This is a genomic window from Aeromonas sp. s11 (assembly GCF_040907945.1).
Taxonomy (GTDB): Bacteria; Pseudomonadota; Gammaproteobacteria; order Enterobacterales; family Aeromonadaceae; genus Aeromonas; species Aeromonas veronii.
The window spans coordinates 53,802-79,506 of record NZ_JBFOCU010000023.1 but is presented as its reverse complement, the minus strand read 5'-3'; the positions used below and the strand labels follow the sequence as shown (position 1 = coordinate 79,506).

25 protein-coding genes and 7 tRNA genes are annotated in these 25,705 nt (G+C 59.8%); 19 read left to right on the top strand and 13 right to left on the bottom strand.

The features are described 5' to 3' along the window. The first annotated feature begins 29 nt into the window (after positions 1-29). Genes AB5Y84_RS05320 through AB5Y84_RS05310 form a run of 3 tightly spaced genes read left to right on the top strand, consistent with a single transcriptional unit; the run spans position 30 to position 3,965 of the window. The gene (locus tag AB5Y84_RS05320) at positions 30-1,847 is read left to right on the top strand and encodes an extracellular solute-binding protein (protein ID WP_064338688.1); all 1,818 of its coding nucleotides are present in this window, start codon (positions 30-32) and stop codon (positions 1,845-1,847) included. Between the two features lie 31 nt (positions 1,848-1,878). Further along, positions 1,879-2,937 carry an ABC transporter ATP-binding protein gene (locus tag AB5Y84_RS05315; protein WP_368176520.1) on the top strand — a complete coding sequence of 353 codons (1,059 nt, stop codon included), beginning with the start codon at positions 1,879-1,881 and terminating at the stop codon, positions 2,935-2,937. Then, positions 2,934-3,965, top strand: coding sequence for an ABC transporter ATP-binding protein (locus tag AB5Y84_RS05310; protein WP_368176519.1), 1,032 nt, complete (start codon positions 2,934-2,936; stop codon positions 3,963-3,965). The genes AB5Y84_RS05315 and AB5Y84_RS05310 overlap by 4 nt, the downstream gene beginning before the upstream one ends. 101 nt (positions 3,966-4,066) lie before the next feature. Here AB5Y84_RS05310 and AB5Y84_RS05305 read toward each other — a convergent pair whose 3' ends face one another. Further along, positions 4,067-4,678 carry a YitT family protein gene (locus tag AB5Y84_RS05305; protein WP_005349421.1) on the bottom strand — a complete coding sequence of 204 codons (612 nt, stop codon included), beginning with the start codon at positions 4,676-4,678 and terminating at the stop codon, positions 4,067-4,069. A 243-nt stretch (positions 4,679-4,921) separates the two neighbouring features. Here AB5Y84_RS05305 and AB5Y84_RS05300 point away from each other — a divergent pair, with 243 nt between their 5' ends. The 5 genes from AB5Y84_RS05300 (at position 4,922) to AB5Y84_RS05280 (ending at position 9,430) form a co-directional block, all read left to right on the top strand. After that, positions 4,922-6,301 (top strand): UDP-glucose/GDP-mannose dehydrogenase family protein, encoded by a 1,380-nt coding sequence (locus AB5Y84_RS05300; protein ID WP_368176518.1) that lies wholly within the window; start codon positions 4,922-4,924, stop codon positions 6,299-6,301. Further along, entirely contained in the window at positions 6,298-7,311 is a 1,014-nt protein-coding gene (locus tag AB5Y84_RS05295) for an NAD-dependent epimerase (protein ID WP_368176517.1), read from the top strand. The genes AB5Y84_RS05300 and AB5Y84_RS05295 overlap by 4 nt, the downstream gene beginning before the upstream one ends. A 110-nt stretch (positions 7,312-7,421) precedes the next feature. Continuing rightward, positions 7,422-8,027 carry a DUF2076 domain-containing protein gene (locus tag AB5Y84_RS05290; RefSeq protein WP_368176516.1) on the top strand — a complete coding sequence of 202 codons (606 nt, stop codon included), beginning with the start codon at positions 7,422-7,424 and terminating at the stop codon, positions 8,025-8,027. 204 nt (positions 8,028-8,231) lie between these two features. After that, the gene (locus AB5Y84_RS05285) at positions 8,232-8,420 is read left to right on the top strand and encodes a hypothetical protein (RefSeq protein WP_043822919.1); all 189 of its coding nucleotides are present in this window, start codon (positions 8,232-8,234) and stop codon (positions 8,418-8,420) included. Between the two features lie 155 nt (positions 8,421-8,575). Further along, positions 8,576-9,430 (top strand): lytic transglycosylase domain-containing protein, encoded by an 855-nt coding sequence (locus AB5Y84_RS05280; RefSeq protein WP_368176515.1) that lies wholly within the window; start codon positions 8,576-8,578, stop codon positions 9,428-9,430. An 8-nt stretch (positions 9,431-9,438) separates the two neighbouring features. Here AB5Y84_RS05280 and AB5Y84_RS05275 read toward each other — a convergent pair whose 3' ends face one another. Both AB5Y84_RS05275 and AB5Y84_RS05270 read right to left on the bottom strand, forming a co-directional pair. Beyond that, positions 9,439-10,002 (bottom strand): YgjV family protein, encoded by a 564-nt coding sequence (locus AB5Y84_RS05275; RefSeq protein ID WP_368176514.1) that lies wholly within the window; start codon positions 10,000-10,002, stop codon positions 9,439-9,441. Between the two features lie 57 nt (positions 10,003-10,059). Beyond that, positions 10,060-10,635, bottom strand: a complete 576-nt coding sequence (locus AB5Y84_RS05270) for a Crp/Fnr family transcriptional regulator (RefSeq protein WP_368176513.1) — start codon at positions 10,633-10,635, stop codon at positions 10,060-10,062. A 242-nt stretch (positions 10,636-10,877) separates the two neighbouring features. On the opposite strand from AB5Y84_RS05270, the gene ettA reads away from it, so the two are divergent. The 3 genes from ettA to AB5Y84_RS05255 all read left to right on the top strand — a co-directional run bounded on the left by ettA (position 10,878) and on the right by AB5Y84_RS05255 (position 14,576). Continuing rightward, on the top strand, positions 10,878-12,545 hold the full coding sequence (ettA, locus tag AB5Y84_RS05265; protein WP_368176512.1) for an energy-dependent translational throttle protein EttA: 1,668 nt from the start codon (positions 10,878-10,880) through the stop codon (positions 12,543-12,545). A 93-nt stretch (positions 12,546-12,638) separates the two neighbouring features. Beyond that, positions 12,639-12,968 (top strand): hypothetical protein, encoded by a 330-nt coding sequence (locus tag AB5Y84_RS05260; RefSeq protein ID WP_150390315.1) that lies wholly within the window; start codon positions 12,639-12,641, stop codon positions 12,966-12,968. 264 nt (positions 12,969-13,232) lie between these two features. Further along, the gene (locus tag AB5Y84_RS05255) at positions 13,233-14,576 is read left to right on the top strand and encodes an NCS2 family permease (protein ID WP_368176511.1); all 1,344 of its coding nucleotides are present in this window, start codon (positions 13,233-13,235) and stop codon (positions 14,574-14,576) included. Between the two features lie 168 nt (positions 14,577-14,744). On the opposite strand, the gene gltX is transcribed toward AB5Y84_RS05255, so the two are convergent. Continuing rightward, positions 14,745-16,160, bottom strand: a complete 1,416-nt coding sequence (gene gltX, locus AB5Y84_RS05250) for a glutamate--tRNA ligase (RefSeq protein WP_368176510.1) — start codon at positions 16,158-16,160, stop codon at positions 14,745-14,747. Between the two features lie 252 nt (positions 16,161-16,412). Here gltX and AB5Y84_RS05245 point away from each other — a divergent pair, with 252 nt between their 5' ends. The 3 genes from AB5Y84_RS05245 to AB5Y84_RS05235 all read left to right on the top strand — a co-directional run bounded on the left by AB5Y84_RS05245 (position 16,413) and on the right by AB5Y84_RS05235 (position 19,766). Continuing rightward, the gene (locus AB5Y84_RS05245) at positions 16,413-18,515 is read left to right on the top strand and encodes a methyl-accepting chemotaxis protein (RefSeq protein WP_368176509.1); all 2,103 of its coding nucleotides are present in this window, start codon (positions 16,413-16,415) and stop codon (positions 18,513-18,515) included. Between the two features lie 99 nt (positions 18,516-18,614). Then, positions 18,615-19,283 (top strand): LysM-like peptidoglycan-binding domain-containing protein, encoded by a 669-nt coding sequence (locus AB5Y84_RS05240; protein ID WP_368176508.1) that lies wholly within the window; start codon positions 18,615-18,617, stop codon positions 19,281-19,283. A gap of 273 nt (positions 19,284-19,556) precedes the next feature. Next, positions 19,557-19,766 carry a cold-shock protein gene (locus AB5Y84_RS05235; protein ID WP_005338972.1) on the top strand — a complete coding sequence of 70 codons (210 nt, stop codon included), beginning with the start codon at positions 19,557-19,559 and terminating at the stop codon, positions 19,764-19,766. A gap of 239 nt (positions 19,767-20,005) precedes the next feature. Here AB5Y84_RS05235 and AB5Y84_RS05230 read toward each other — a convergent pair. From AB5Y84_RS05230 to orn, 8 genes are all read right to left on the bottom strand, one after another. Beyond that, positions 20,006-20,081, bottom strand: a tRNA-Gly gene (locus tag AB5Y84_RS05230). A gap of 24 nt (positions 20,082-20,105) precedes the next feature. Next, positions 20,106-20,181 (bottom strand) — tRNA-Gly (locus AB5Y84_RS05225). Between the two features lie 24 nt (positions 20,182-20,205). After that, a tRNA-Gly gene (locus AB5Y84_RS05220) sits at positions 20,206-20,281 on the bottom strand. 24 nt (positions 20,282-20,305) lie between these two features. Continuing rightward, positions 20,306-20,381: transfer RNA gene (locus AB5Y84_RS05215), tRNA-Gly, on the bottom strand. Between the two features lie 25 nt (positions 20,382-20,406). Next, a tRNA-Gly gene (locus tag AB5Y84_RS05210) sits at positions 20,407-20,482 on the bottom strand. A 33-nt stretch (positions 20,483-20,515) separates the two neighbouring features. Next, positions 20,516-20,591, bottom strand: a tRNA-Gly gene (locus tag AB5Y84_RS05205). Between the two features lie 37 nt (positions 20,592-20,628). Beyond that, positions 20,629-20,704: transfer RNA gene (locus tag AB5Y84_RS05200), tRNA-Gly, on the bottom strand. 178 nt (positions 20,705-20,882) lie between these two features. Beyond that, positions 20,883-21,428 (bottom strand): oligoribonuclease, encoded by a 546-nt coding sequence (gene orn / locus AB5Y84_RS05195; RefSeq protein ID WP_042080584.1) that lies wholly within the window; start codon positions 21,426-21,428, stop codon positions 20,883-20,885. Positions 21,429-21,519: 91 nt separating this feature from the next. On the opposite strand from orn, the gene rsgA reads away from it, so the two are divergent. From rsgA to AB5Y84_RS05170, 5 genes are read left to right on the top strand one after another with little or no spacing between them, the layout of a single operon-like run. Continuing rightward, the gene (gene rsgA, locus AB5Y84_RS05190; RefSeq protein WP_041202348.1) at positions 21,520-22,554 is read left to right on the top strand and encodes a small ribosomal subunit biogenesis GTPase RsgA; all 1,035 of its coding nucleotides are present in this window, start codon (positions 21,520-21,522) and stop codon (positions 22,552-22,554) included. Positions 22,555-22,582: 28 nt separating this feature from the next. Beyond that, positions 22,583-23,455 carry an archaetidylserine decarboxylase gene (gene asd, locus AB5Y84_RS05185; RefSeq protein WP_368176507.1) on the top strand — a complete coding sequence of 291 codons (873 nt, stop codon included), beginning with the start codon at positions 22,583-22,585 and terminating at the stop codon, positions 23,453-23,455. Further along, complete coding sequence (locus AB5Y84_RS05180; RefSeq protein WP_005349372.1) at positions 23,452-23,721, top strand: VF530 family DNA-binding protein; 270 nt, start codon at positions 23,452-23,454, stop codon at positions 23,719-23,721. The genes asd and AB5Y84_RS05180 overlap by 4 nt, the downstream gene beginning before the upstream one ends. Beyond that, positions 23,711-23,962, top strand: a complete 252-nt coding sequence (locus AB5Y84_RS05175) for a DUF2960 domain-containing protein (RefSeq protein WP_005338984.1) — start codon at positions 23,711-23,713, stop codon at positions 23,960-23,962. The genes AB5Y84_RS05180 and AB5Y84_RS05175 overlap by 11 nt, the downstream gene beginning before the upstream one ends. A 2-nt stretch (positions 23,963-23,964) precedes the next feature. Beyond that, a complete protein-coding gene (locus AB5Y84_RS05170) occupies positions 23,965-24,354 on the top strand; it encodes a hypothetical protein (RefSeq protein WP_368176506.1) in 390 nt (129 codons plus the stop codon). Positions 24,355-24,451: 97 nt separating this feature from the next. Here AB5Y84_RS05170 and AB5Y84_RS05165 read toward each other — a convergent pair whose 3' ends face one another. After that, positions 24,452-25,705 (bottom strand): glutamate-5-semialdehyde dehydrogenase, encoded by a 1,254-nt coding sequence (locus AB5Y84_RS05165; protein WP_368176505.1) that lies wholly within the window; start codon positions 25,703-25,705, stop codon positions 24,452-24,454.

Here is a 25,705-nt window from a genome sequence, read left to right as displayed (position 1 = left end):
AGTGCAGGGGCCGGACCTGGAAGTCAAACATGAAAAATAAAATCAAATGGATAGGTGCTCTCTTTGTGCTGGTAAACGGATCCTGGGTCTGGGCGGCCAGCCTGCCCGCGGATCTCAAATGGGAGACCAACGACACGGATCCTGTGTTCGCCTCCCCCAAGGCGCTGTCGGGCGGCAGCCTCAATATGTTTGTGGAGAGCTTTCCGCTGACGTTTCGCACCGTGGGGCCTGACTCCAACGGATCGTTCCGTTCCTTTATTCTCGATAACCAGTTGCGACTCATCAGCTTCCATCCCAATACCGGCAACCCCATCCCCTCGCTGGCGACCCACTGGGCCATCGCGCCAGACAGCCAGACAGTCTACTTCAAGCTGGATCCCCGCGCCAAATGGTCGGATGGCAAGCCGGTCAATGCCGATGACTACACCTTCGGCTACGAGATGATGCGCTCCAAACACATCAAGGGGCCCTGGTTCAACAACTACTACACCACTGAAGTGGTAGCGGTAGAGAAGATCGATGATCACACCATTATGGTCAAAGCGGGCAACCGCAAGGCCAAGATGGACCTGCTCAACACCACCGAGCTGTGGCCCCAGCCCAAGCACTACTACAAGCTGACCCCCAACTGGGTGAAGCAGTACAACTGGGCCGTGGTGCCCACCACAGGTCCCTACGTGATCAGCGACGTCAAGAAGGGCAAATCGGTCACCTTCAGCAAGCAGAAGGATTGGTGGGCAAAGGATGATCGCTATAACCAGCACAGATTCAACATTGACACCATCAAGGTGCAGGTGATCCGCGACCACAACATCGCCTTCCGCCACTTCCTGAAAGGGGAGATCGATACCTTCGAGATGATCCTGCCCAACTGGTGGCATGAAAAAGCGGTCACCCCGGAGTACAAAAAAGGCTACGTGCAGAAGGTAATGGCCATGACCGATACCAAACAGGGCGGTCAGGGGGTGCACCTCAATGTGGCCAACCCCAAGCTGGCGGACGTAAACGTGCGCCTCGGCATCCAGCACGCCTTCAACATCGACAAGATGATCGAGACCGTGCTGCGCGGCGACTACGACAGAGCCACCACCTTCGACTCGGGCTTTGGCGAGTTCACTGACATCACGCTGCCGGAGCGGGCTTATGACATTGGCAAGGCGCGGGAGTACTTTGCCAAGGGCGGCTACAACAAGCCGGGGCCGGACGGCATCCTGCAAAATGAGAAGGGTGAGCGGCTGACGCTGGCGCTCACCTACACCAGTCAGGAGCACTCCAAGCGACTGACCGTGCTGAAAGAGGAGGCCAAGAAAGCGGGTCTGGATCTAGAGCTCAATCTGGTGGATGGCGCCACCGGCTTCAAGGTGATGCTGGAGAAGAAACACGAAGCGGCCTGGCTCGGTTGGGGCGGCGGCGGTCTCTATCCGCAATATTGGGAGTTTTTCCACTCCGCCAACGCCAACAAGCCGCAGACCAACAACCTGTTCAACGTAGCGGACAAGGAGCTGGACGCGCTGATCGACGCCTACAACGTCGAATTCGACATGGCCAAACGGGCCAAGCTCTCCCAGCAGATCCAGCAGCGCATCTATGATCTCGCCATCTTCGTGCCCGGGGTGCAGCTCAACTATGTGCGGGCCAGCAGCTGGCGTTATGTGATGCTGCCGGAGGTGCCTGCCACCAAGAACACACCGGATCTGCTCTACTGGCCGATGGATGGTTATCCTCACAGTAGCGGCGGTCTGCTCTGGCTCGATCCCAAGGTGAAGGAAGAGACCCGCAACGCCAAGGAGGCAGGGGAGGCGCTGGCGCCCATCAACCTGCTCGACAAGACCTATGCACGTCATTGATATTCAGGCCATTGCGAAGGGAGCAGCCGTTATGCCCAACACTCAGGCCCCCATTCTTGACGTACCGGATAACGGGGGGGAGTTCGCCGTTGATCACGGCCAGCACCAAGCCTCGATTCTTGAGGTAAGCAATCTCGAGGTGGAGTTCGCCGTCGATGACGGCAAGATCAAGGTGCTCGACGGGGTCAGCTTCAAGGTGGCCCCCGGTCAGACGCTGGGGATCGTCGGCGAGTCCGGCTGTGGCAAGAGTGTCACTTCACTCGCCATCATGGGGCTGCTGCCCAAACCCCATGGCCAAGTGGTCGCCGGTTCCATCCGCTTTCAGGGGGAGGAGCTGCTGTCGCTTGCGCCGGATCAGATGTACAAGGTGCGCGGCAACCGCATCTCGATGATCTTTCAGGAGCCGATGACGGCCCTCAACCCGGTGCAGACGGTGGGGGAGCAACTGATGGAGGTGTTTCGCCTCCATCGCCCCGAGTATGACAAGGCCCAGCGCAAAGCCGCGGCCATCGCCATGCTGCAGAAGGTGGGGATCCCGGAACCGGCCCAGCGCTTTGCGGTCTATCCCCACAACCTCTCCGGCGGTATGCGCCAACGGGTGATGATCGCCATGGCGCTCTCCTGCGAGCCAGACCTGCTGATATGTGACGAGCCGACCACGGCGCTGGATGTCACCATTCAGGCCCAGATCCTCGAACTGATGAAAGAGCTGCAGGCCCAGACCGGGATGGCCATCATCTTTATTACCCACGATCTCGGGGTGGTGGCTGAGCTGTGCGACGAAGTGGTGGTGATGTATGCCGGACGGGCGGTAGAGCAGGCCGATGTGTTCGAGCTGTTTGACCACCCCCGTCACCCCTATACACACGGCTTGATGAGCTCGATCCCGCGCCTCGAGGATGAGCCCAAGAGCCTGCTCAAGACCATCAAGGGACAGGTACCGGCCCTGCACGAAATGCCCGCTGGCTGCCGCTTCTCCAACCGCTGCCCCCATGCGACCGATCTCTGTATCAGCGCCATTCCGGCGGTGGAGCAACTCAATCCGCGCCACCATGTCGCCTGTCACTACTGGAAGGAGTTGACCGTATGAGCACTCTGTTATCGGTCAGGGATCTGAAACAGCACTTCCGGCTGGGAGGCGGGTTCCTGCGCAAGCAATATACGGTTCACGCGGTGGATGGCATCAGCTTCGACCTGAAACAGGGGGAGACGCTGGGGCTGGTGGGTGAGTCGGGCTGCGGCAAGTCCACCCTCGGGCGCAGCCTGCTCAAGCTGTTCGAGCCGACCGCGGGCACCATCACCTTCGAGGGGCGCGATATCACCGCCCTCAGCCCGAAGGAGATGCGCTCCCTGCGCCAAGAGATGCAGATGGTGTTTCAGGACCCGGCAGAATCCCTCAACAGCCGCCACACCGTGGGCCAGATTTTGGAAGAACCCTTCATCATCCACGGTAAAGGCAACACAGAGCAGCGGCGCGCCTGGGTGCAGGAGTTGCTGGCAAAAGTGGGCCTGCCGGGCAGCGCGGTGGATCGCTACCCCCACGAGTTTTCCGGCGGTCAGCGCCAGCGTATCGGCATCGCCCGCGCCATCGCCCTCAAGCCCAAGCTGCTGGTGTGCGACGAGGCGGTCTCGGCCCTCGATGTCTCGGTGCAGTCGCAGATCGTCAACCTGCTGCTCAGCCTGCAGCGGGAGATGAACCTCTCCATCATCTTCATCGCCCACGATCTGTCGGTGGTCAAACACATCTCGGATCGCATCGCGGTGATGTATCTGGGACGGATCGTCGAACTGGCGGATGCCCAGTCGCTCTATCTGGCGCCACGTCACCCCTATACCCAGGCACTGATCTCCGCCATTCCGGTGCCGGATCCACGCAGGCGCAGCCAGCGCATTCTGCTGACCGGCGATGTGCCCTCCCCCATCTCGCCGCCAAGCGGCTGCCACTTCCACCAGCGCTGCCCCCATGCGACCGAGCTGTGCAAAAGCAAGGTGCCAAGGCTTGAGGCGTGTGATGAGTCCCATCATCAGGTGGCCTGTCACACCCCGCTCGCCGTCGGTAGTCACGCCATCAGCGGCAACGCTATAAGCGGCGACAGCAGGCTGGAGCAGGCAAGCTAGGTGCAGCGAACAAACACCAGGGTAGAAACAGACGAGGCGGCCATCAGGCCGCCTCGTGCTATCGGGTCACGCTTGTCTTATCGCGTCACGGCCGCTGCTCGTCAGGCAATCTGGTAACGGCCCGGCTTGTGGTTGAGTGTCAACACCAGATTACAGATAACCGCCGCCACGATGGAGAGCGCCAGGATCCAGGGCTGCACCACGAAAAACGAGGCGACAACAATGGCGCAATCGAGCCCCATCTGCAGCTTACCCGCCCGAATGCCAAAGCGATCCTGAATAAAGAGCGCCAGAATGTTGAAGCCTCCCAGACTCGACTTGTGACGGAACATGATGAGCAGCCCCATACCAATCAGGGTGCCGCCGATCAGCGCCGCATAGAGCGGCTCTATCTTGCCGATCTGCAGTACCCCGTTGAGGTGATCGGTCATGTAGGAGACCGCCGCCACCGAGACAAAGGTGTTGAAGGTAAAACGTGGCCCCATTCGCAGCCATGCCAGCGCATAGAAGGGCAGGTTGATGCCGAAAAACAGCAGGCCGAAGCTGATACCGGTCACCTTTTGCAACAACAGCGCCAGCCCGGCGGTGCCGCCAGTGAGCAGACCAACCTGATGAAACAGAAAGATGCCGAGGGAAACAAAGCCGGCCGCCGTCAGCAGGGCCAGCACATCCTCATAAATAGGATGAGCAGTGCGAATCGAGGTGTTGTCCATAACCTGTATCCAAGCGAAGTAAAGAGAGAGTGTCTGTCGCCTGCCGTTGCGGGCGGGCTGCGAGCCCTGTCCACAGGGCTTCGTTATGGGGTCCAGTCTATTTTTTGTGAAAAGGATCACAACAGTCAGGCTGAACGCCCCATTCTGGTGCCTGTCATCTGGCATTGACACTCGCTGCACCAAGATGCAGCATGCCGCGGTTTAAGCGCGCCATCCCCCCATTCACAGCACGAGGCACTTTTCATGAAGGTCACCATTTTTGGCACAGGCTATGTCGGGCTGGTGCAGGCCGCCGTTCTGGCCGAGGTGGGCCATCAGGTCTGCTGCGTGGATGTGGATGACGAGCGGATCGCCGCCCTCAGGCTGGGGCAGATCCCCTTCTACGAACCGGGGCTGGCCCCGCTGGTCGAGAGTCATCTGGCCAGCGGCCGCTTGAGCTTCACGGTCGATCCCGCCATTGGTGTGGCACACGCCGACCTGCTGCTGATCGCCGTGGGCACCCCGGCTGACGAGGATGGCTCGGCCGACCTGCAACATGTGCTGGCGGTGGCCGACACCATAGGCCGACTGATGAGCCGCCCCAAGCTGGTGGTGACCAAGAGCACAGTACCGGTCGGCACGGCGCAGCAAGTAAGGGAACATATTGAGCTACAGTTGGCCGAACGTGGGCAGACCCTCACCTGCGAGGTGGCGGCCAACCCCGAGTTTCTCAAGGAGGGAGCGGCGGTCAACGACTGCATGCGGCCGGATCGCATCATCATCGGCTGTGACAGCGAGCGGGCGCTTGAGCAGTTGCGTGCCCTCTACGCCCCCTTCAACCGCAATCACGACCGGATCGTGGTGATGGATCTGCGCAGCGCCGAGCTCACCAAATACGCCGCCAACGCCATGCTGGCCACCAAGATCTCCTTTATGAACGAGATGGCAGCCCTCGCCGAGCAACTGGGGGCCGATATCGAGGCGGTGCGCCAGGGGATGGGGTCCGATCCCCGCATCGGTTACCACTTTATCTACCCGGGCTGCGGCTACGGCGGCTCCTGCTTCCCCAAAGATATCAAGTCGTTGCGCCATACCGCGGCGAGTGTCGGCTGCGACGCCCCGCTGCTGGCGGCGGTAGAGCAGGTCAACCAGCGCCAGCAACAGAAGATGGCGCAAACCCTGCTGACCCGCTTCGGCTCGGATCTGCGCGGCCGCACCTTCGCCTTGTGGGGGCTGGCGTTCAAACCCGGCACCGACGACATGCGCGATGCGCCGAGCCGCCCGCTGCTGGCCGCCATCTGGGCTGCCGGTGGCCGGGTGCAGGCCTTTGATCCCAAAGCGATGGGGCGCGCCCATGAGCTTTACGGCGAGCGGCCGGATCTGCTGCTCTGCCCGACTCAGGAATCTGCACTGGAAGGGGCCGATGCTCTGCTCATCTGTACCGAGTGGCAGGCGTTTCGCGCCCCCGATTTCCAGCAGCTGAAAGCGCTGCTCAACCAGCCCGTCATCATCGATGGCCGCAACCTCTATGACCCGCGCCAGCTCAGCGAGCTCGGGTTTGACTATCACGCCATCGGGCGGCCACATCTACCCGCCAAAAAGCAGCCAGCCAATGCGAACTGCAATCCGGAGACCCAGCAATGATCTATCTGGTCACCGGCGTCGCCGGTTTTATCGGTTTTCATATAGCCAGCCAGCTATGCAGCGCAGGCCATCAGGTGGTGGGGATCGACAACCTCAACGACTACTACGAGGTGAGCCTCAAAGAGGCGCGGCTGGCCCAACTGGCCAGTTTCCCCCATTTTCACTTCGAGCGGCTTGATCTGGCGGATCGCGAGGCGATGGCGGCTCTCTTTGCCCGTCACGGTTTCGAGCGGGTGATCCATCTGGGGGCACAGGCGGGGGTGCGTTACTCCATCGACAATCCGTTCGCCTATGCCGACAGCAACCTTACCGGCATGCTGACGGTGCTGGAGGGGTGTCGTCACCACGGGATTCAGCACCTGATATACGCCTCCTCCAGCTCGGTCTATGGCATGGGGGATCAGATGCCCTACTCCACCGCGCAGCAGGTGGATCACCCGGTCTCCCTCTACGCCGCCACCAAGAAGAGCGGCGAGCTGATGGCCCACGCCTATTCGGCGCTCTATGGCCTGCCCACCACAGGGCTGCGCTTCTTTACCGTCTACGGCCCCTGGGGCCGCCCCGACATGGCCATAATCAAGTTCACTCGCGCCATCCTCGCGGGAGAGCCTATCGACATATATAACCACGGCGATCTCAGCCGCGACTTCACCTTTATCGACGACATCGTCGCGGGGATCCTAGCCGTGGCCGACCAGCCGCCCCGCCCCAATCCCGATTGGCACGCCAGCGAGCAGAGCGCGGCCGAGAGCGCAGCCCCCTACCGCATCCTCAATATCGGTAACGGCCAGCCGGTACAGCTGCTCGATTTTATCGAGGCGCTGGAAGAGGCCATCGGCAAACCCGCCATCAAGCGGATGCAGCCGATGCAGGCAGGTGACATGCACGCCACCTGGGCCGACAGCGAACCGCTGCACATCCTCACCGGCCGGCGCCCCGCTACACCTCTCAAGCAAGGTGTTGCCGAGTTTGTCCGCTGGTATCTCGACTACTACCAGCCCGACCGCTGACGAGCGCGGGTAACCCCTCGGTCATTGATGAGTTAATCAGATACCACTGATGCCCCGCGGGTTTTAGGATGGCTAAACGCACTGTCTGCGCACCATAGCGAGGATTTGAGATGCAATCACAGGAACAGGGTCTGATCGATGGACTGTTCGACCGCCTCAAGCAAGCGCAAGCCAGGGATAGCAAGCGAGACCCACAAGCGGATCAGCTGATCCGCCAGCATCTGGCCCAGCAGCCCGATGCCCCCTACTACATGGCCCAGGCGCTGCTAATTCAGCAGGCAGCCCTTACCCGCCTCAACGAGCGGGTCAAGGAGCTGGAAGCCAGCCAGAGCGCCCCGAGCAGCGGCAGTTTTCTCTCCGGCCTGTTTGGTAGCGAAAGCAGCCCTCCTCCGCGCTTTACGCCGCCACCGGCATCCGCTCCTGCCCAGCCAGCATCCCGTACCAGCTCCTTTTTGGGCGGCGCCCTGCAAACCGCCGCCGGTATGGCCGGTGGCGTGATGCTGGCCGATATGATCGGCGGACTGTTTCACAACAACCGCCCCGAGGAGATCATCGACATCATAGAGCCAGCGCCCATCGCCAATCCGGTCGATGCGGAACCGGTGCGCTGGGACGGCTGGGATTCACCTCCCTATGCTGGCAGCAATTTTCTCGACGACGATAACCTGAGTGGCGGCTGGGCCGACAGTGACGATAACAACGGCGGTTTCTTCTGACCGTCAAACCATTACTGGCCCCGCATCTGGCGGGGCCCAACTCGATACGAAACCCATGACTATGGAAAGTGTGATGACACCACGGATCGGCAGCGGCATGACGCGATATACTCAGCGCGCTTCGTGCCACCCGGGAACAAATCCCGACCCCAGGCGCTCTGTCCGTGGCCACGCAACACCCCCATGACGACAAGGAGCCACCTCATGATCCGAACCCTGCTTTTGACCGGTGCCGCCATTGCGGCCTATGCCCTGACCCAGAGCCACTCTCTGCTTCCTCTGCTCAGCCTGCTGGCCCTGCTTTCGCTCTGGGTTGTCAGCGAAATTGGCAGCTTCTATCGCGCGCTTCCTCCCGCCGTGCTGGATGAGCAGGAGTATCACCACGACTTCTAACCGGATGAAAAATGGTGTGAAACGGTCGAGATGCCGTTAGTTCCATACCGTTTTGCTCTCTGAAATCTCCACGCTATAACAACAGGATCCACTGGGTTCGTGGCGATAGCAGCCATGTTCCTCTATATCTTCTGTACTCAAACAGGAGATAACCCATGAGGCACATCAGCGAAAACGGGCTGTTTTTGCTGCTTTTTTTGTCGTTGTTACTGGCAGGTACGCCGCGGGCGATGGCACAAGGCAGGGATTTCAGACAGGCCCCCAAGGCGCTGACGGCGATCAAGCAGGGTCAAGTGGCCCAGCAACACGGCAATCTGCAAAAGGCCATCGCCCTCTACTGTGTCGCCGCCAGCACCGGCAACCCTGAAGGATATTTCCGGATCGGCAGCCTGCTCGCCACCGGCCCTGCCTCGGTGCGCAGCGCCAAGCTGGCCAACAGTTATCTCGCCATGGCGATGCGCCTGGGCAACCAGCAGGCCAGCCGCTACTACAACCCGCGGGTCGGCAATGCCCCCATGGGCGATCAGTGCGGTGTCGGCATGCGCGGCGGACAAGGGAGTTATTCCGCCTTGCCCAGCACACCGTTCAATGTCGAGGCATATCTGGCACGCCAGTCACCGGGCAAACAGAAGCTGGTCACCATGCTGCGTCACGCCGCCAAACACCATAAGGTGGATGCCCGGCTGGTACTGGCGATTGCCATCGCCGAATCCAATCTCAACAGCCGCGCCGTTTCACCCAAGAATGCTCAGGGGCTGATGCAGCTGATCCCCGAAACCCAGCAACGGTTCGGGGTAACCCGGCCATTCGATCCAGCCCAGAACATCAAGGGTGGCGTGAGTTATCTCAAATGGCTGGATCGCCGCTTCGATGGCGACTGGGTACTGATCTCGGCAGCCTACAATGCCGGGGAAAAAGCGGTGGAACGCTATGGCGGGATCCCCCCCTATGACGAGACCCGGGAGTATGTGAAACGGGTGCTCTACTTCGCTGGCCACAAGCAGCCCTGAGCGGGAGGTCAGGAGCTCGCCCGATCGGACGGCGGCACACGCCTCTTTCTGCGGCCACTGTGGCGGCCACGCCCCCAATAGTCGAAGCCATAGTGACGGTAGTAACCCACCAGATTGCTGACCAGAAACAGCCCCTCCATCAGCGCGGCGACCGGAGAGCCCACCAGCAGGTTGTTGGCCAACCAGCAGAGGGTGCCGAGCAGCATCCAGCGCCGCAACAGGCGATCATCCGGGCAAAACGCGGCCCGGGTTTGCAGCAGGCTCGCCAGCAGCCCGATCAATGAGAGCAGGCCCTGATAGGTCGCCAGCGCTGCCGCACAGGCCAACCCCATGAAAAACCACATCAAGATGCGGCGAACCAGCCAGATGCTGACCAGAAAGCGCATGCTGGCCAGCAGCAACAGGCTGGCGGCAGACCACTGCCCGAGCAGGGCAAAGTGACCGGCATTGAGGGCGCAGGAGAGGGCCAGACAGGCCAGGATCCTGCGGCGATCCCGCAACTGAAACGACAACAGATCGAGCAACAAGGCCAGACTCACCACCAGTTGCGACCACAGAAACAGCGACATCATCCACCCCTCGTCCGTCATTTGGATGGCGCAGCATGAGGGGATGGTCGGAGAGCAGCATTAACCCGTGTTAATGCGCCTGCGGATCCGTGACAGAGTGACCGGTGTGATGCCGATGTAGTTGGCGAGCTGCACCTGAGTGAGCCGCGCCGGCCAGTGGGGGAAGGTGTGGCAGAGCTCCCGATAACGCTCTTCGGGGGAGTGGAGCAGCAAAAAAGCCTCCTTGCGCTCCTTGTAACCGAGCTGCTGACGCAGCAGGGCCATGCAGACCGGCTGCCAGGCGGGCTCATCCAGCAGGGTGAGCGGTACCCGCACCACCTGCTGCTCCGTCAGCGCCTCCAGCTGGTAGCGGGCGGGCGACACAGTGAGCCAGCTGTCATAGAGCAGGCAGAGCTCCCCCTCGAAGTAGAACTCCTTGCAGCGCTCCTGTCCGTCCCGGGTGTAATGGCATGCACGGGCGATGCCCGTTTCGATATAGAAGGCAGCCTCCTGTTTGTCCCCTTGCGCCAGCAGCACCTGACCGGCGCGCAGCGTCTGCCGTGGCAAGCGCAGGCTGATGGCTTCGCTCAGTGCGGCGTCCAATCCCATAGTGCAGAGAAAGGCGGCCAGTGAGGGGACTTGAGGGGATGGTTTCATGACGGCTCCGGAACAAAACGGCAGCCCACATCATGCCCAAATTGCACGGCTGATGCAGCAAGGCGTGACCGCTGCGGCAAAGGGGGGACACAGCCGGGTGCCACCTTTGCCCCCCCTCGTCCGTTGGTTTACAATCGACAGGTTTTTTGGAACCCGGTTGACCTGTGTCGACCTGGCCCCACCACGACATCAGTCTGTTAATGCCAAGACATTAACCTGCTGAAAAGGAAGAGAATTAGCCAATGGCTCAATTTATTTACACCATGAACCGGGTCGGCAAGGTAGTGCCGCCCAAGCGTCATATTCTCAAGAACATCTCCTTGAGCTTCTTCCCGGGCGCCAAGATCGGCGTGCTGGGTCTGAACGGCGCCGGTAAATCGACCCTGCTGCGCATCATGGCGGGCATCGACACCGAGATCGAAGGGGAAGCCCGTCCGCAGCCCGGCATCAAGATCGGCTACCTGCCGCAGGAGCCGAAGCTGGAGCCGGAGCAGACCGTACGCGAAGCGGTCGAAGAGGCCGTTGGCGAGGTGAAGCGCGCCATGGCCCGTCTGGACGAGGTCTATGCGGCCTACGCCGACCCGGAGGCCGACTTTGACAAACTGGCCCGCGAACAGGGCGAGCTGGAAGCCATCATCCAGGCCCAGGGCGGTCACAACATGGAAAACCAGCTGGAGCGCGCGGCCGATGCCCTGCGCCTGCCGGCCTGGGATGCCAAGATCAAGCACCTCTCCGGTGGTGAGCGCCGCCGTGTGGCACTGTGCCGTCTGCTGCTGGAAAAGCCGGACATGCTGCTGCTGGACGAACCAACCAACCACCTGGATGCGGAATCCGTGGCCTGGCTGGAACGCTTCCTGCACGACTACGAAGGCACTGTTGTGGCCATCACCCACGACCGTTACTTCCTCGACAACGTGGCAGGCTGGATCCTGGAGCTGGACCGCGGCGAAGGTATCCCGTGGGAAGGCAACTACTCCTCCTGGCTGGAGCAGAAGGACGCCCGTCTGGCGCAGGAAGCAAGTTCCGAAGCGGCCCGTCGCAAGTCCATCGAGAAAGAGCTGGAGTGGGTTCGTCAAAACCCGAAAGGGCGTCAGGCCAAGTCCAAGGCCCGTATGGCTCGCTTCGAAGAGCTCAACACCAACGACTACCAGAAGCGCAACGAGACCAACGAGCTGTTCATTCCGCCCGGACCGCGCCTCGGCGACAAGGTGGTGGAAGTGGCCAACCTGCGCAAATCCTATGGTGATCGGGTGTTGATCGACGATCTGTCGTTTGCCATTCCGAAGGGTGCCATCGTCGGCATTATCGGCCCGAACGGTGCCGGTAAGTCGACCCTGTTCCGCATGATGTCGGGTCAGGAGCAGCCGGATTCCGGCTCCATCACCCTGGGTGAAACCGTGGTACTGGCCTCTGTCGATCAGTTCCGCGACAGCATGGATGACAAGAAGACGGTATTCGAAGAGGTCGCTGATGGTCAGGATATCCTGCGCATCGGCAACTACGAGTTCCCGAGCCGCGCCTATATCGGCCGCTTCAACTTCAAGGGTTCCGACCAGCAGAAGCGGGTTGGCGAACTCTCCGGTGGTGAGCGCGGTCGTCTGCATCTGGCCAAGCTGCTGCAGACCGGCGGCAACGTGCTGCTGCTGGATGAACCGACCAACGATCTGGATATCGAAACCCTGCGCGCCCTCGAGAACGCCCTGCTGGAGTTCCCGGGTTGTGCCATGGTCATCTCCCACGACCGCTGGTTCCTCGACCGTATTGCCACTCACATCCTGGACTATCAGGATGAGGGCAAGATCGAGTTCTTCGAAGGTAACTTTACCGAATACGAAGAGTGGAAGAAGAAGACCTACGGCGCCGAGGCGATCCAGCCCCATCGCGCCAAGTACAAGCGCATCGCCAAATAAGGCTGACTGCGTGTTGAGGGGAGCTTCGGCTCCCCTTTCTCTTGCCTTTTGACTTACAATCCTAGACGGATGCCTTTGCATGGATGTAGCACGATGACGACCCCCATAGAGAAAAAACTCACCATCCAGATCCGGGTTGAACCGGGTTGCCTCGGGCCGGATGGCAAGGAGCACATAGAGACCTTCTGTGCTGCTGCCGCCAAGATTTTTGCCGCTGTGGAGCCCGAGCTGGTGAGCTGGGTGCTGATCCCCCGCTACGACAAGCAACTGCCGGAGCAGGAGTTCTTTATCGAGGGGCGCAAGCTAACCGAAGAGCAGGCAAGCCTCTTTCTGCGCCGCTTCGGCCACGAACTGGGTGAGGTTCAAGACCGGCTCGACTCGGTACTGGCCCAGCTGGTCGAGCGCTACTTCAAAACCCTCTAAGCCCCCAATTTTCGATAAAAGGTTCTCTGCTGAGAACCTTTTTTAATGCTCAAAAAGCAAACGTTTGAATTTTTACTCTATTCATTGATCTGCTTCGCAGATCCGGGGTTTGTAAACGGCGCCGCCTGTGTAAAAATGTGCGCGCTGTCACGGTATCAGGACGAGTCTGGTTACTTAACCGCCAGAAACAGGGCAATTTACCCCGCATGGATGGGATAGCCCGTTCCCCTGCTGCTTATTTCACGTCACCTATTGGAATCCAACATGAATCAACAACACCAAGCTGCCAATCAGGCCGCCGGGCAAGGATTGCTTGAGCGCCTGTTTGCCCTGCAAGGCCATGGCACTACCGCCCGCACCGAAGTGATCGCCGGTATCACCACCTTCCTGACCATGGTCTATATCGTGTTCGTCAACCCGCAGATCCTCTCTGCGGCGGGCATGGACACCCAGGCCGTGTTCGTCACCACCTGCCTCATCGCCGGTATCGGCAGCATCCTGATGGGCCTGTTGGCCAACCTGCCGATCGCGCTGGCCCCCGCCATGGGCCTCAATGCCTTCTTCGCCTTCGTGGTGGTTGCAGGTATGGGCTACTCCTGGCAAGTGGGCATGGGCACCATCTTCTGGGGCGCCATGGGTCTGTTGATCCTCACCCTGCTGCGGGTGCGTTATTGGCTGATCGGCAACATCCCGCTCACCCTGCGGGTTGGCATCACCGCCGGTATCGGTCTGCTGATCGCCCTGCTCGGCCTGCACAACGCCGGGATCGTGGTGGCCAGCCCCGCGACTATGGTGACCGTGGGCAATCTCACCTCCCTGCCCTGCCTGCTGGGTCTGCTCGGTTTCTTCCTGATCTGCATCTTCTCCGCCCGCGGCGTCCACTCCGCCGTGCTGATCGCCATCGTGGTCACTACCGGTCTGGGCTGGCTGTTTGGCGATGTCACCTTCAAGGGCTTTGTCTCCATGCCCCCCAGCATCGAGCCGGTGTTCGGCCAGCTGGATCTGGTGGGCTCGCTCGATATCAGCCTCGCCGGGATCATCTTCTCCTTTATGCTGGTCAACCTGTTCGACTCCTCCGGCACCCTGATCGGCGTCACCAACCGCGCCAAGCTGGCCGATGACAAGGGCCACTTCCCGCGCATGAAACAGGCGCTGATGGTCGATAGCGTGAGCTCCGTCGGCGGCGCTTTCATGGGCACCTCCTCGGTTACCGCCTTCATCGAGAGCAGCTCCGGCGTCGCCGTTGGCGGCCGCACCGGTCTGACCGCCATCGTGGTCGGCCTGCTGTTCCTGCTGGCGATCTTCTTCTCTCCGGTCGCCGCCATGGTGCCGGCCTATGCCGCCGCGGGCGCCCTTATCTATGTGGGCGTGCTGATGTGCTCCGAGCTGACCCGGGTGAAGTGGGAAGATCTGACCGAAGCGGTACCGGCCTTTATGACCGCGGTGATGATGCCGTTCAGCTTCTCCATCACCGAGGGGATCGCCGTGGGCTTTATCTCCTACTGCGTGATGAAAGCGGGCACCGGCCGCTGGCGCGAAATCAACCCCTGCGTGCTGGTGGTTGCCCTGCTGTTCGTGCTCAAGTTCGTCTGGGTCGACAGCCACTAAGTGGCACTCTGTCCCAATAAAAATGCCAGTCAGCTGACTGGCATTTTTTTATCCAAAGTATTTTCGGCCTGTGCGCTGGCCATAAAAAAATCCGAAACCTGTGGTTTCGGATTTTTTCTATCGGACAAAGGGCAGGCTCGGCTATCGCCTCGCCCACTCTTGCACAACTTACTCGGCAGCCATACGGGCTTCGATGTACGCCAGCGCACGGTCAATACGCGCCAGTACACGCTCTTTGCCTACCAGCGCCATCACGGCATCGATGGCAGGGGATTGGCCCAGACCGGTGACGGCCACACGCAGCGGCATACCAACCTTGCCCATGCCCTGACCCAGCTCGGCGGCGGTCGCTTCAATCAGCTCGTGCAGCGCTTCGGTGGTCCAGCTATCCAGTGCAGCCAGCTTGGTCTTGGCCAGAGCCAGCGGCTCGGCAGCGACGCCACGCAGATGCTTCTTGGCAGCCGCTTCGTCGATCGCCTCAAAATCTTCGAACAGATAGCGGCTCTGGGCGGCCATCTCAACCAGGGTGTTGCAGCGCTCGGCCAGCAGGGTGACTACCTCGGCCAGCGCCGGGCCATTGCTGGTGTCGATATTCTGGTTTTCCATGTGCCATGCCAGATGCTTGGCCACATAAGCCGGCTCCAGGCTGCGCATGTAGTGGTTGTTCAGCCACAGCAGCTTGTCGGTGTTGAAGGCTGAGGCGGACTTGGAGATGGCATCCAGACTGAACAGCTTGATCATCTCTTCCAGGCTGAAGATCTCCTGATCGCCGTGGGACCAGCCCAGACGTACCAGATAGTTCAGCAGCGCTTCCGGCAGGTAGCCGTCGTCGCGGTACTGCATCACAGAAACGGCACCGTGGCGCTTGGAGAGCTTGGCGCCGTCGTCACCCAGGATCATGGAGACGTGGGCAAACTCAGGTACCGGCGCATTCAGTGCCTTGTAGATGTTGATCTGGCGCGGGGTGTTGTTGATGTGGTCTTCACCACGCACCACGTGGGTGATCTCCATATCCCAGTCATCGACCACTACGCAGAAGTTGTAGGTCGGCGCGCCGTCGGTACGGCGGATAATCAGATCGTCCAGCTCGGTGTTGGCAAACTCGATGCGGCCACGGACGTGGTCATCGAACACCACAGAGCCTTCGGTCGGGTTGCGGAAGCGGATGACGTGCGGTGCATCGGCCGGGTGCTCGTGGGCGTGGTCGCGGCACTTGCCGTCATAACGGGGCTTCTCGCCGTTGGCCATCTGGCCTTCGCGCAGCGCTTCCAGACGCTCTTTGGAGCAGTAGCACTTGTAGGCGCGGCCATCGGCCAGCATCTCGTCGATCAAACCGTTGTAGCGGTCGAAGCGCTTGGTCTGGTAGTAGGGACCCTCATCCCAGTTCAGCTCCAGCCATTCCATGCCCTCAATGATGGCGTCGATCGCCTCCTGAGTGGAACGTTCCAGGTCGGTATCCTCAATACGCAGCACGAACTCACCGCCCTGGTTCTTTGCAAACAACCAGGAATAGAGTGCGGTACGGGCACCGCCGACATGCAAAAAGCCGGTCGGGCTGGGAGCAAAACGGGTTTTGACTTTCATCTTTAAGCCTTGTGTAGAGGGCCTTGGGCCAATTCGTTAGAAAAAACCGTCGCATTTTAGCACCGACAATCACGGATGGGAAAACCATGACACCATTGCGGGCTAAAGTAGGGGATTAAATTTACTGGCGGGGCGCTTGCCGCCTGATATTTGAAGGGGATCGCAAAACAGAAGTTCTATTTCCTATTTGCTACAACCACTGTCGGCTTCGGTCGATATCCAAATAACACCGCTACTAAAAAGGAAGAGACGATGCAGTTCCGTTCTATCCAGAATCGCATTCTAGTGATGGCTGGGATCGCCATGACCACCGCCTTGGTCATCCTGATCCTGCTCAACCAATACTCGGGTCAGCAGACTCAACAACTCACCATCAGCTCCAGCCGTGAAGCGCTGCAGCAGGAGGCCTGGCAGAAGGTCAGCGCCAATGCCCGCGCCGAAGCGGCCACCATCACCCAACTGCTACAAAAGGCATTGGCATATGACCAACAACTTGCAGGAGTGGTTCAACTGGCCATTTCCAAGGAGCTACCACTGACGCGCCCCAATGTTGTTGCGCTAATGAAAAAGACGTTGACCACAGACCCTCAGATATATGGCGTCTTGGCGGGATTTGAGCCCAATGCACTGGACGAGCAAGATAGTAATTATGTCGGCCAGAAGGAGCTGGGCAGTGACAGTAATGGCCGGTTTGTTCCCTATTACTACCGTGATGGGGGGTCTATAGGCACAGACCTGCTTTACTCCATTACCAAAACGGATACCGACAGCTTCGGTAACCCAGCCAACGACTATTACAGTTGCCCCCAACAGCATAAAAGTGCATGCCTTATCGATCCCTATGTATTTGATGTCAATGGCAAGCAAGTCATGCTGAGTACCATCTCATCCCCACTGTTTATTGACGGAGACTTCAAGGGGATCATCGGCGTCGATCTTGAGGTTACTGCCCTTAACCAGCAGGCCAAGAGCCTCAACAACAACATCTATGATGGCCAAGGGGAGACCCTGATCGTCAGCGCAGCTGGTGTGATTACAGGTACCAGCGGCAATGACAATATGCTGGGTAAGCATGCCAAAGAGTTGTTGGGCAACAACTGGAAACAGTACCTGCAACAGCAGGAGCAACGTGAAGAGCTCAACGACAATCTGCGTATTTCTGTACCAATCTCTGTTCCGGGAATGAGCCGCAACTGGGCCATCATCGTCACCCTGCCCTACAAGGTGGTGCTGGCGGGGGCCGATCAACTGGAAAGCCAGCTGAGCGACATGAACCAGGCCGCCATGACCCAGCAATTGGTGGGCGCCGTTATCGTACTGGTGCTGGCGCTGGCCACCATGCTGGTGATTGCCCGCAGCATCACTGGCCCCATCCGTCAGATGGTCAGCCTGGTGGATGACATCGCCGATGGTGAAGGGGATCTCACCAAGCGCCTCGCAACCCGATCTGTCGACGAGCTGGGGGATCTCGCCAAGGGGATCAACCGCTTTATCGACAAGCTGCAAGGGCTGCTCGGAGATGTGCTGAAAACGGCAAGCGAAGTGAATCGCCATGCCGGTGATACCGACCGCATCGCCGGTCAGACCGACAACAACCTGCAGCACCATCAGGCGGAGATGGAGCAGATGCTGACCGCGGTACAGGAGATGTCCTACGTCAGTCAGGAGGTCGCCACCCACGCCAACAACACCGCCGACTCGGCCAAACAGGCGCAAAGCGCGGCCGATCAGGGCAAGGAGCGCTTCCAGCAGGTGATCCAGTCGATGCACAAGGTCGCGGCGGAAGCCGGGAAAGGGGCCGAAGTGGTGGAAGGGCTGGCCCACGACAGCGCCCAGATCACCAGCATCCTCACCGTCATTCAGGGGATTGCCGATCAGACCAACCTGCTGGCCCTCAACGCCGCCATCGAGGCTGCACGGGCTGGCGAACAGGGCCGCGGCTTTGCGGTAGTCGCCGACGAAGTGCGCAAACTGGCGGGCAATACCCAGCAGGCGGTGCAGAACACCCAGGAGTTGATAGAGAAGATCCGCCTCAGCTCCACCAATGCAGTCAACGCCATCACCCAGAGCCAGCAGCTGACCCATCAGGCGGTGGGCGAGGCGGATCTGGCGGAAGAGGCGCTTGGCAGCATCTACCAGGCCATCTCCACCATCAACGACATGACCTATCAGATCGCCTCCGCCGCCGAAGAGCAGAGCTCGGTCTCAGAAACCGTCTCCGGCAACCTGTCAAAAACCAACGCACTGGCCAACGACATTGCTCAGGATGCGACCGAAACGGCCAAAGCCAGTCAGGCATTGCGTCAGGCGGCCGACAAATTGCAGCAATTATTGGGTCAATTTCGTCTCAGCTGATAATTTTCCGCATCAGGACTCTCCCCCTCGGGGGCGAGTCCGTTTACCATAGGCGACGAATTTGCCTGATGGCAGGCAATGTAGTGAGAGGTAAATGCCGTGCCCACCCCGGACCGTCGCCCACGAGGCCATAACAGACGAGCCCAGCAGCGTCGCCAAGACGAATCACAAGGATCCCTGCTCCATCGCATCAATGCCGCGACCCTGTCCCTGCGCCAACGTTTTGGCCAAGGGATGAGCAACCTCGGCCAACGCCGCCAGGATGCCAAAGCAGGCAAATTCAAGCTGTCCAGCCCGCTGCCCCGCAAAAACACCATAGGTCTGCTGCTCCTGATCCCGCTCTGGTTGCTGGTACTGGCCTGGGAGCCGGCACCATCCGCCCCCAAAGCCGCCCCTTCCGGCTCACTGGAAGTGCCGCTGGCCGTGCCTGCTCAAGCTCTAACTGTCGGCAGTGGCGCGGCAGGCGGTGCGCCCGCGACAGCCAAGCCGGTCGAAGAGAAGGTCAACGGCACCTGGCTGCAACACGATGTGCAGGCGGGTGAGACCCTCTACTCCATCTGGCGTAAATTCGAGTTGCCGGGTGCCGAGCTGAGCCGCCTGATCGCCATCGAGGGGCCGGATCGTCCCCTGACCCGCCTGCAATCGGGCCGTTCTATCTTCATCCTGGTGGACGACACCCGCCGCATCCAGCGGGTGGAGATCCGCTCCTACGGTCAGGCAGTCTACCGCTACGACCGGCAAGGCGAAGGGTTCGCCCTCAAGGAATAACAAAACGGGAGGCGCTGGCCTCCCGTTTTTTTCAGTCAAATATCTTCAAATAAGCTACTGACTTCACAATATTTTTAGCTTGTTCAAAAAACGAAAGGGGTCAAATTGACAAGGATCGGCGCTAACGTACAATCGTTTGTGCTTTAGACAGGGATTGTTCTGCGTGCTACTGGGACAAAGAGACGTGGTCAGTCATGAGCCAACCCCTGCTTGCAAGGCAAATGCAGCCCAGCACGGGCTTAGTTTCATTTTGTTATTGATAGGATTTAGCACATGTCTGACATTCGCACCGGCCAGGTAAAATGGTTCAACGAAACCAAGGGTTTTGGCTTTATTGAACAATCCCAGGGTCCGGACGTATTCGTTCACTTCTCCTCCATCCAGAGCACCGGTTTCAAAACCCTGGCTGAAGGTCAAAAAGTCCAGTTCACTGTGACCCAGGGTAAAAAAGGCCCTCAGGCTGAAAACGTTACTCTGGTTTAAGCCCGCGCCAGTGAATCATGCAGGAGGAGCCAAGGCCCCTCCTCTTTTTTGCCCGCAATTCTCGCCCCCCACCACCTGTCACAACCGCTTGCCTCGTACAATCCGCACCATGAGCCCACATCGCCTTCCTGTTGGCAGGAGGTGGTAGAGACGCGCCTAGTAAACGCCAGATACGACAAAGCATCGCAACGCGATGTGAAGGGCAATTCAAAGGGATTATGAAAACTTCGAAGAGAGATTGGAGCGGGAAACGAGACTCGAACTCGCGACCCCGACCTTGGCAAGGTCGTGCTCTACCAACTGAGCTATTCCCGCAACAGAATGTCATTTACAAGTGATTGGAGCGGGAAACGAGACTCGAACTCGCGACCCCGACCTTGGCAAGGTCGTGCTCTACCAACTGAGCTATTCCCGCAACGGAATGTCACTTACAAATGTTTGGAGCGGGAAACGAGACTCGAACTCGCGACCCCGACCTTGGCAAGGTCGTGCTCTACCAACTGAGCTATTCCCGCAACAGAATGTCATCTGCAAGTGATTGGAGCGGGAAACGAGACTCGAACTCGCGACCCCGACCTTGGCAAGGTCGTGCTCTACCAACTGAGCTATTCCCGCATCGGAATATCACTTACAAATTTTTTGGAGCGGGAAACGAGACTCGAACTCGCGACCCCGACCTTGGCAAGGTCGTGCTCTACCAACTGAGCTATTCCCGCAACAATTTGGTTGTCTTGAGGCTGGCTGATGATTGGAGCGGGAAACGAGACTCGAACTCGCGACCCCGACCTTGGCAAGGTCGTGCTCTACCAACTGAGCTATTCCCGCATCGGGCTGGTTTGCACCAGTGTCATCATCAGATTTTTGGAGCGGGAAACGAGACTCGAACTCGCGACCCCGACCTTGGCAAGGTCGTGCTCTACCAACTGAGCTATTCCCGCAACTACCTTAAAACAGGCCGTACAGCATTTGGTTGCTTGCGCTACTGTACGGGAGCCGAATTATAAGAGCAGTCATTCCAATTGCAAGGGCTTTTTTGTCTGGTTGCGCGCGTTCGCTCAAAAGCTGGCCGAACTGTCGATTTTAGCAGCCAGAGTATGACAAACCCTTGCCGGGGAATCAGATCTTGAAGACGTGGCTGCGATAGAACTGCAGCTCGGCGATGGATTCGCGGATATCGTCCAGCGCCTGGTGGGTGCCGCTCTTCTTGAACTGATCCAGCAACTCCGGCTGCCAGCGGCGTACCAGCTCCTTGATGGTGCTGACGTCGACGTTGCGGTAGTGGAAGAAGGCTTCCAGCTCGGCCATGTGCTTGACCATGAAGCGGCGATCCTGACCGATGCTGTTGCCGCACAGCGGGCTGGTTCGCTCCGGCACCCACTGGCGAATGAACTCGAGGGTCTCGGCAATGGCTTTCGCCTCATCGTGCTGACTCGCCTTGACCCGAGCGACCAGACCGCTCTTGGTATGGGTGTTGACGTTCCAGTCGTCCATCTTGGCCAGCTCTTCATCACTCTGATGAATGGCGATGACCGGCCCTTCGGCCAGTACGTTCAGATCCTTGTCGGTGACTATGGTGGCAATCTCCAGTACCACGTTCTCTTCGGGGTCGAGACCCGTCATCTCCATGTCGATCCATACCAGGTTCTGCGCGCTGACTGTCATGATTGCTCTCTCTATTGGGAGGAATGGCGGAATTTTGCCAATTTGCATGTATCATACTGGCTTTGGATCTGTTCATAAACTGGCGAATCGAGTGGCAAAGAAAGCAAAACTCAATCTGGGTCAACAAAGGCGCGTCCAGGCCAACCGCGAACGGCGGCTGCAAAAAGATCACACCACAGTGGTGGATGACACCCTGTTTGGCCCCGCCATCGAAGGGGTGGTGATCAGCCGTTTTGGTCAGCACGCAGACGTGGAAGCGGTCGATGGCACCATCCACCGCAGCAACCTGCGGCGCAGCAGCATCAGCAGTCTGGTCTGTGGCGACAAGGTGGTGTGGCGTCCCGGCCTCAATGCCGCGACAGCGGGCGTCATCGAGGCGGTGCATCCACGCCACTCGGTACTGACCCGACCGGACTTCTACGACGGTGTCAAACCCATCGCCGCCAATATCGACCAGATCATCATCGTCTCGGCGGTGATGCCCGAGTTCTCCACCAACATCGTCGACCGCTATCTGGTGGCCGCCGAGGATGTGGAGATCCGCCCCCTCATCGTGCTGAACAAGGTCGATATGCTCGATGATGCCGCCAGAGCGCGCATCGAAAGCCAGCTCGAAACCTACCGCAAGCTCAATTACGAGGTGCTGCTGGTGAGCTGCGAGAGCGGCGAAGGGCTGGATGAACTCAAGGCAGCCCTGACCGACAAGATCAGCATCTTCGTTGGCCAGTCCGGAGTGGGCAAGTCGTCGCTCACCAACGCCCTGATGCCGGGGCTGGATGTACTCACCGGCGAGATCTCCGAAAACTCGGGACTCGGCCAGCACACCACCACCACGGCGCGGCTCTACCACTTCCCGAGCGGTGGCGATCTCATCGACTCCCCCGGGATCCGCGAGTTCGCCCTCTGGCATCTGGAGGCCGACCGCATCACCTGGTGCTTCGTCGAATTCCGTGACTATCTGGGTGGCTGCAAGTTCCGCGACTGTACCCACAAGGACGATCCCGGCTGTGCCCTGCGCGCCGCGGTCGACGCGGGCGCCATCAGCGCCGATCGCTTCCACAACTATCACCGCATCCTGGAAACCATGCAGGAAGCCCGTCACGGTCGCCAGCAAGCGCGCCTGTGACCCTAATAAACCTACGTTGATGATGAACATGAGCATTACTGACAACCTGAAAATTGCCGGTCAATACTGTCTGCCCAAGCACGCCCTCTCCCGTCTGATCGGCAAGTTTGCCGCCGCCGAAGCGGGCAACATCACCACCAAAGTGATCGAGGCCTTTATCAAGCAGTATCAGGTCGACATGAGTGAGGCGCTGCACGAGAGCCCGGCCCACTACAAGAGCTTCAACGAGTTCTTCACCCGCGAGCTCAAGCCCGGTATCCGCCCCCTGGTAGAAGATGCCATGACTCTGGCGCTGCCGGTGGATGGCACCGTCAGCCAGCTCGGCCCGATCCAGCAGGGTCGCATCATCCAGGCCAAGGGCCACGACTACAGCGCCCGCGAGCTGCTGGGCGGCTATGAGGATCTGGTTGCGCCGTTCAAGGATGGCGACTTCGCCACCATCTATCTGGCGCCCAAGGATTACCACCGCATCCACATGCCGCTGGACGGCGTGCTCGAGAGCATGGTGTTCGTGCCGGGGGATCTCTTCTCCGTCAACCCGCTCACCGCCGAAAACGTGCCTAACCTGTTTGCCCGCAACGAGCGGGTGGTCGCCACCTTCCGAACCCCGCACGGCCCCATGGCGCTGGTGCTGGTCGGTGCCACTATCGTGGCCAGCATCGAAACCATCTGGGCCGGTAACATTGCGCCGACCAAAGAGAAGAAGGTGGTGCGCTGGGACTACACCGGCGACGAGGCCATTACCCTGCAAAAAGGCGCCGAAATGGGCCTGTTCAAGCTGGGCAGCACCGTGGTCTGCCTGTTTGGACCGGGCATGCTGGCCGGTTTCGAGCCCCATCTGGCCAACGGGGTCACTACCCGCATGGGTCAGCCCTTTGCCAAGCTGGCGGAGCAGGCATGAGCGAGCAACCGAACGCCTCGCAGAAAAACAACCCGCTGCACGGGCTGACGCTGGAAGCCATCGTCACCGCACTGGTCGAGCACTATGGCTGGGAAGAGCTGGGGCAGCAGATCAATATCCGCTGCTTCACCGATAATCCCAGCATCAAGTCCAGCCTGAAGTTCTTGCGCAAGACCCCTTGGGCTCGGGAGAAGGTCGAAAGCCTCTACCTCTACGTCCAGCGCAAGCAAGCCAAATCGAAGAAGGAAGGGCAAGATGGCCTTTAAGATTACGTACACCTATAAAAAACAGGCCAAAGAGATCGGCTACGCGAACGACAAGTTCCGCAGCATCTACGATGCCATCGCAGCTGCCGAAGGGCTGGATCTCACCAGTTTTCACGCCATGGAGGCCCAGCTGGCTCAGGTTTGTCGCCGCGACAAGAAAAGCGTGAAGGATTATCAGGAGAACTACTTCAAAGAGTTGGGATTCTCCAACATCGTCATCGAACGGGATCTTCAGGAGTAACCATGCGCACCTTGACTCTGATGGCCGCCTCTCTGCTGCTGGCGGCATGCAGTACACCGGAACAACATCTGGTGGGCGGCGATCGCGACAGCCACGGCTGTATCGGCAGTGCGGGCTATCAGTGGTCAGCGCTGACTGGCAAATGTGTGCGCCTGTTTGAAGAGGGTATCCGGCTCAATCCGACCGATGCCAGCCAGACCAGCAGCGCCTTCGTGATGTTCAATGCCGACCAGACGCAGGCCGAATTGCATCTGCCAAGCGGCGAGCAGCACCTGCTGACCCGTCAAGGTGTGGAGGGCAACTGGTCGTGGCAGGGTGGCGACTACATCCTCTTCCCCTGGAAGGATTATGTGCTCAAGTCCGGTGACAAGGCGCTCTATCACGGGGAATAACCCCGAGGAATAGCGCACAGCGTGGTATCGGTGCGATGCACGCGAACAAAAATGCCGACCCTGTGGTCGGCATTTTTGTATCTGACACAACCGGTTATCAGGCGCGGCTGAGGTAATCGGCCTGCCCTACCCACTTGTAGCTGGTGAGCTCGGTCAGCCCCATGGGGCCACGGGCGTGCAGCATCTGGGTCGACACCGCCACTTCAGCGCCCAGACCAAACTGGCCACCATCGGTGAAACGGGTGGAGGCGTTGACATAGACAGCCGCCGAACCGGCGCCATTGACGAAACGCTCGGCATTGCCCAGATCGTTGGTCAGGATGGCATCGGAGTGGCCGGCGTTATGCTCGCGCATATGGGCCAGCGCTTCGTTGACGTCTGCCACCAACTTGACCCCCAGCGTCAGCCCGAGCCACTCGGTATCGAAATCCTCCGGCCCTGCCTCGCACAAGTTGTCGGCGCCAGTCAGCAGCGTCATGGCATTGGGCGCGGCCACCAGCGTCACCTTGCGCTCGTTCATCAGCGTCACCAGCTGCGGCAGGAAAGCCGAAGCGACTTTCTCGTGCACCAGCAGGGTATCGAGGGCATTGCAGGCGGAGGGGCGTTGCACCTTGGCGTTGTCGATAACCGCCAGAGAGCGCACCAGATCGGCACTCTCGTCGACGAAAATATGGCTGATACCGAACCCGCCGATGATGACCGGAATGGAGCTGTTCTCCTTGCACATCTTGTGCAGGCCGGCACCGCCACGGGGGATGATCATGTCCACATAGCGGTCGAGACGCAGCAACTCGCCGACCAGCGCCCGATCCGGGTTGTCGATGTACTGCACCGCCGCCTCGGGCAGACCGGAGGCCGCCAGCGCATGCTGGATCACCCGCACCAGCTCCAGATTGGAGTGGAAGGTCTCGCGCCCGCCACGCAATATGCTGGCGTTGCCAGTCTTGAGGCAGAGGCTGGCGATGTCGATGGTGACGTTGGGGCGCGCCTCGTAGATGACGCCGATAACCCCGATGGGCACCCGACGACGGGAGAGCCGCAGGCCACTCTCCAGCACCCGGCTATCCATTTCGGCACCGACCGGATCATCCAGCGTGATCACCTTGCGCACATCCGCCACAATCCCGGCCAGCCGGGCCGGATTGAGCAGCAGGCGATCCAGCATGGCTTCTGACAAGCCTGCCTCACGGCCGGCGGCGATATCTTTCGCATTGGCGGCGAGGATCTGCTCACTGCGCGCCTCCAGCTCGTCGGCGATGGCGGCCAGCGCCCGATTCTTCTGCGCCGTGCTGATGGTAGCTAGCTGATAGGCGGCTTCTCGGGCCGCCTGCCCCATTTTCTCCAGACTCAT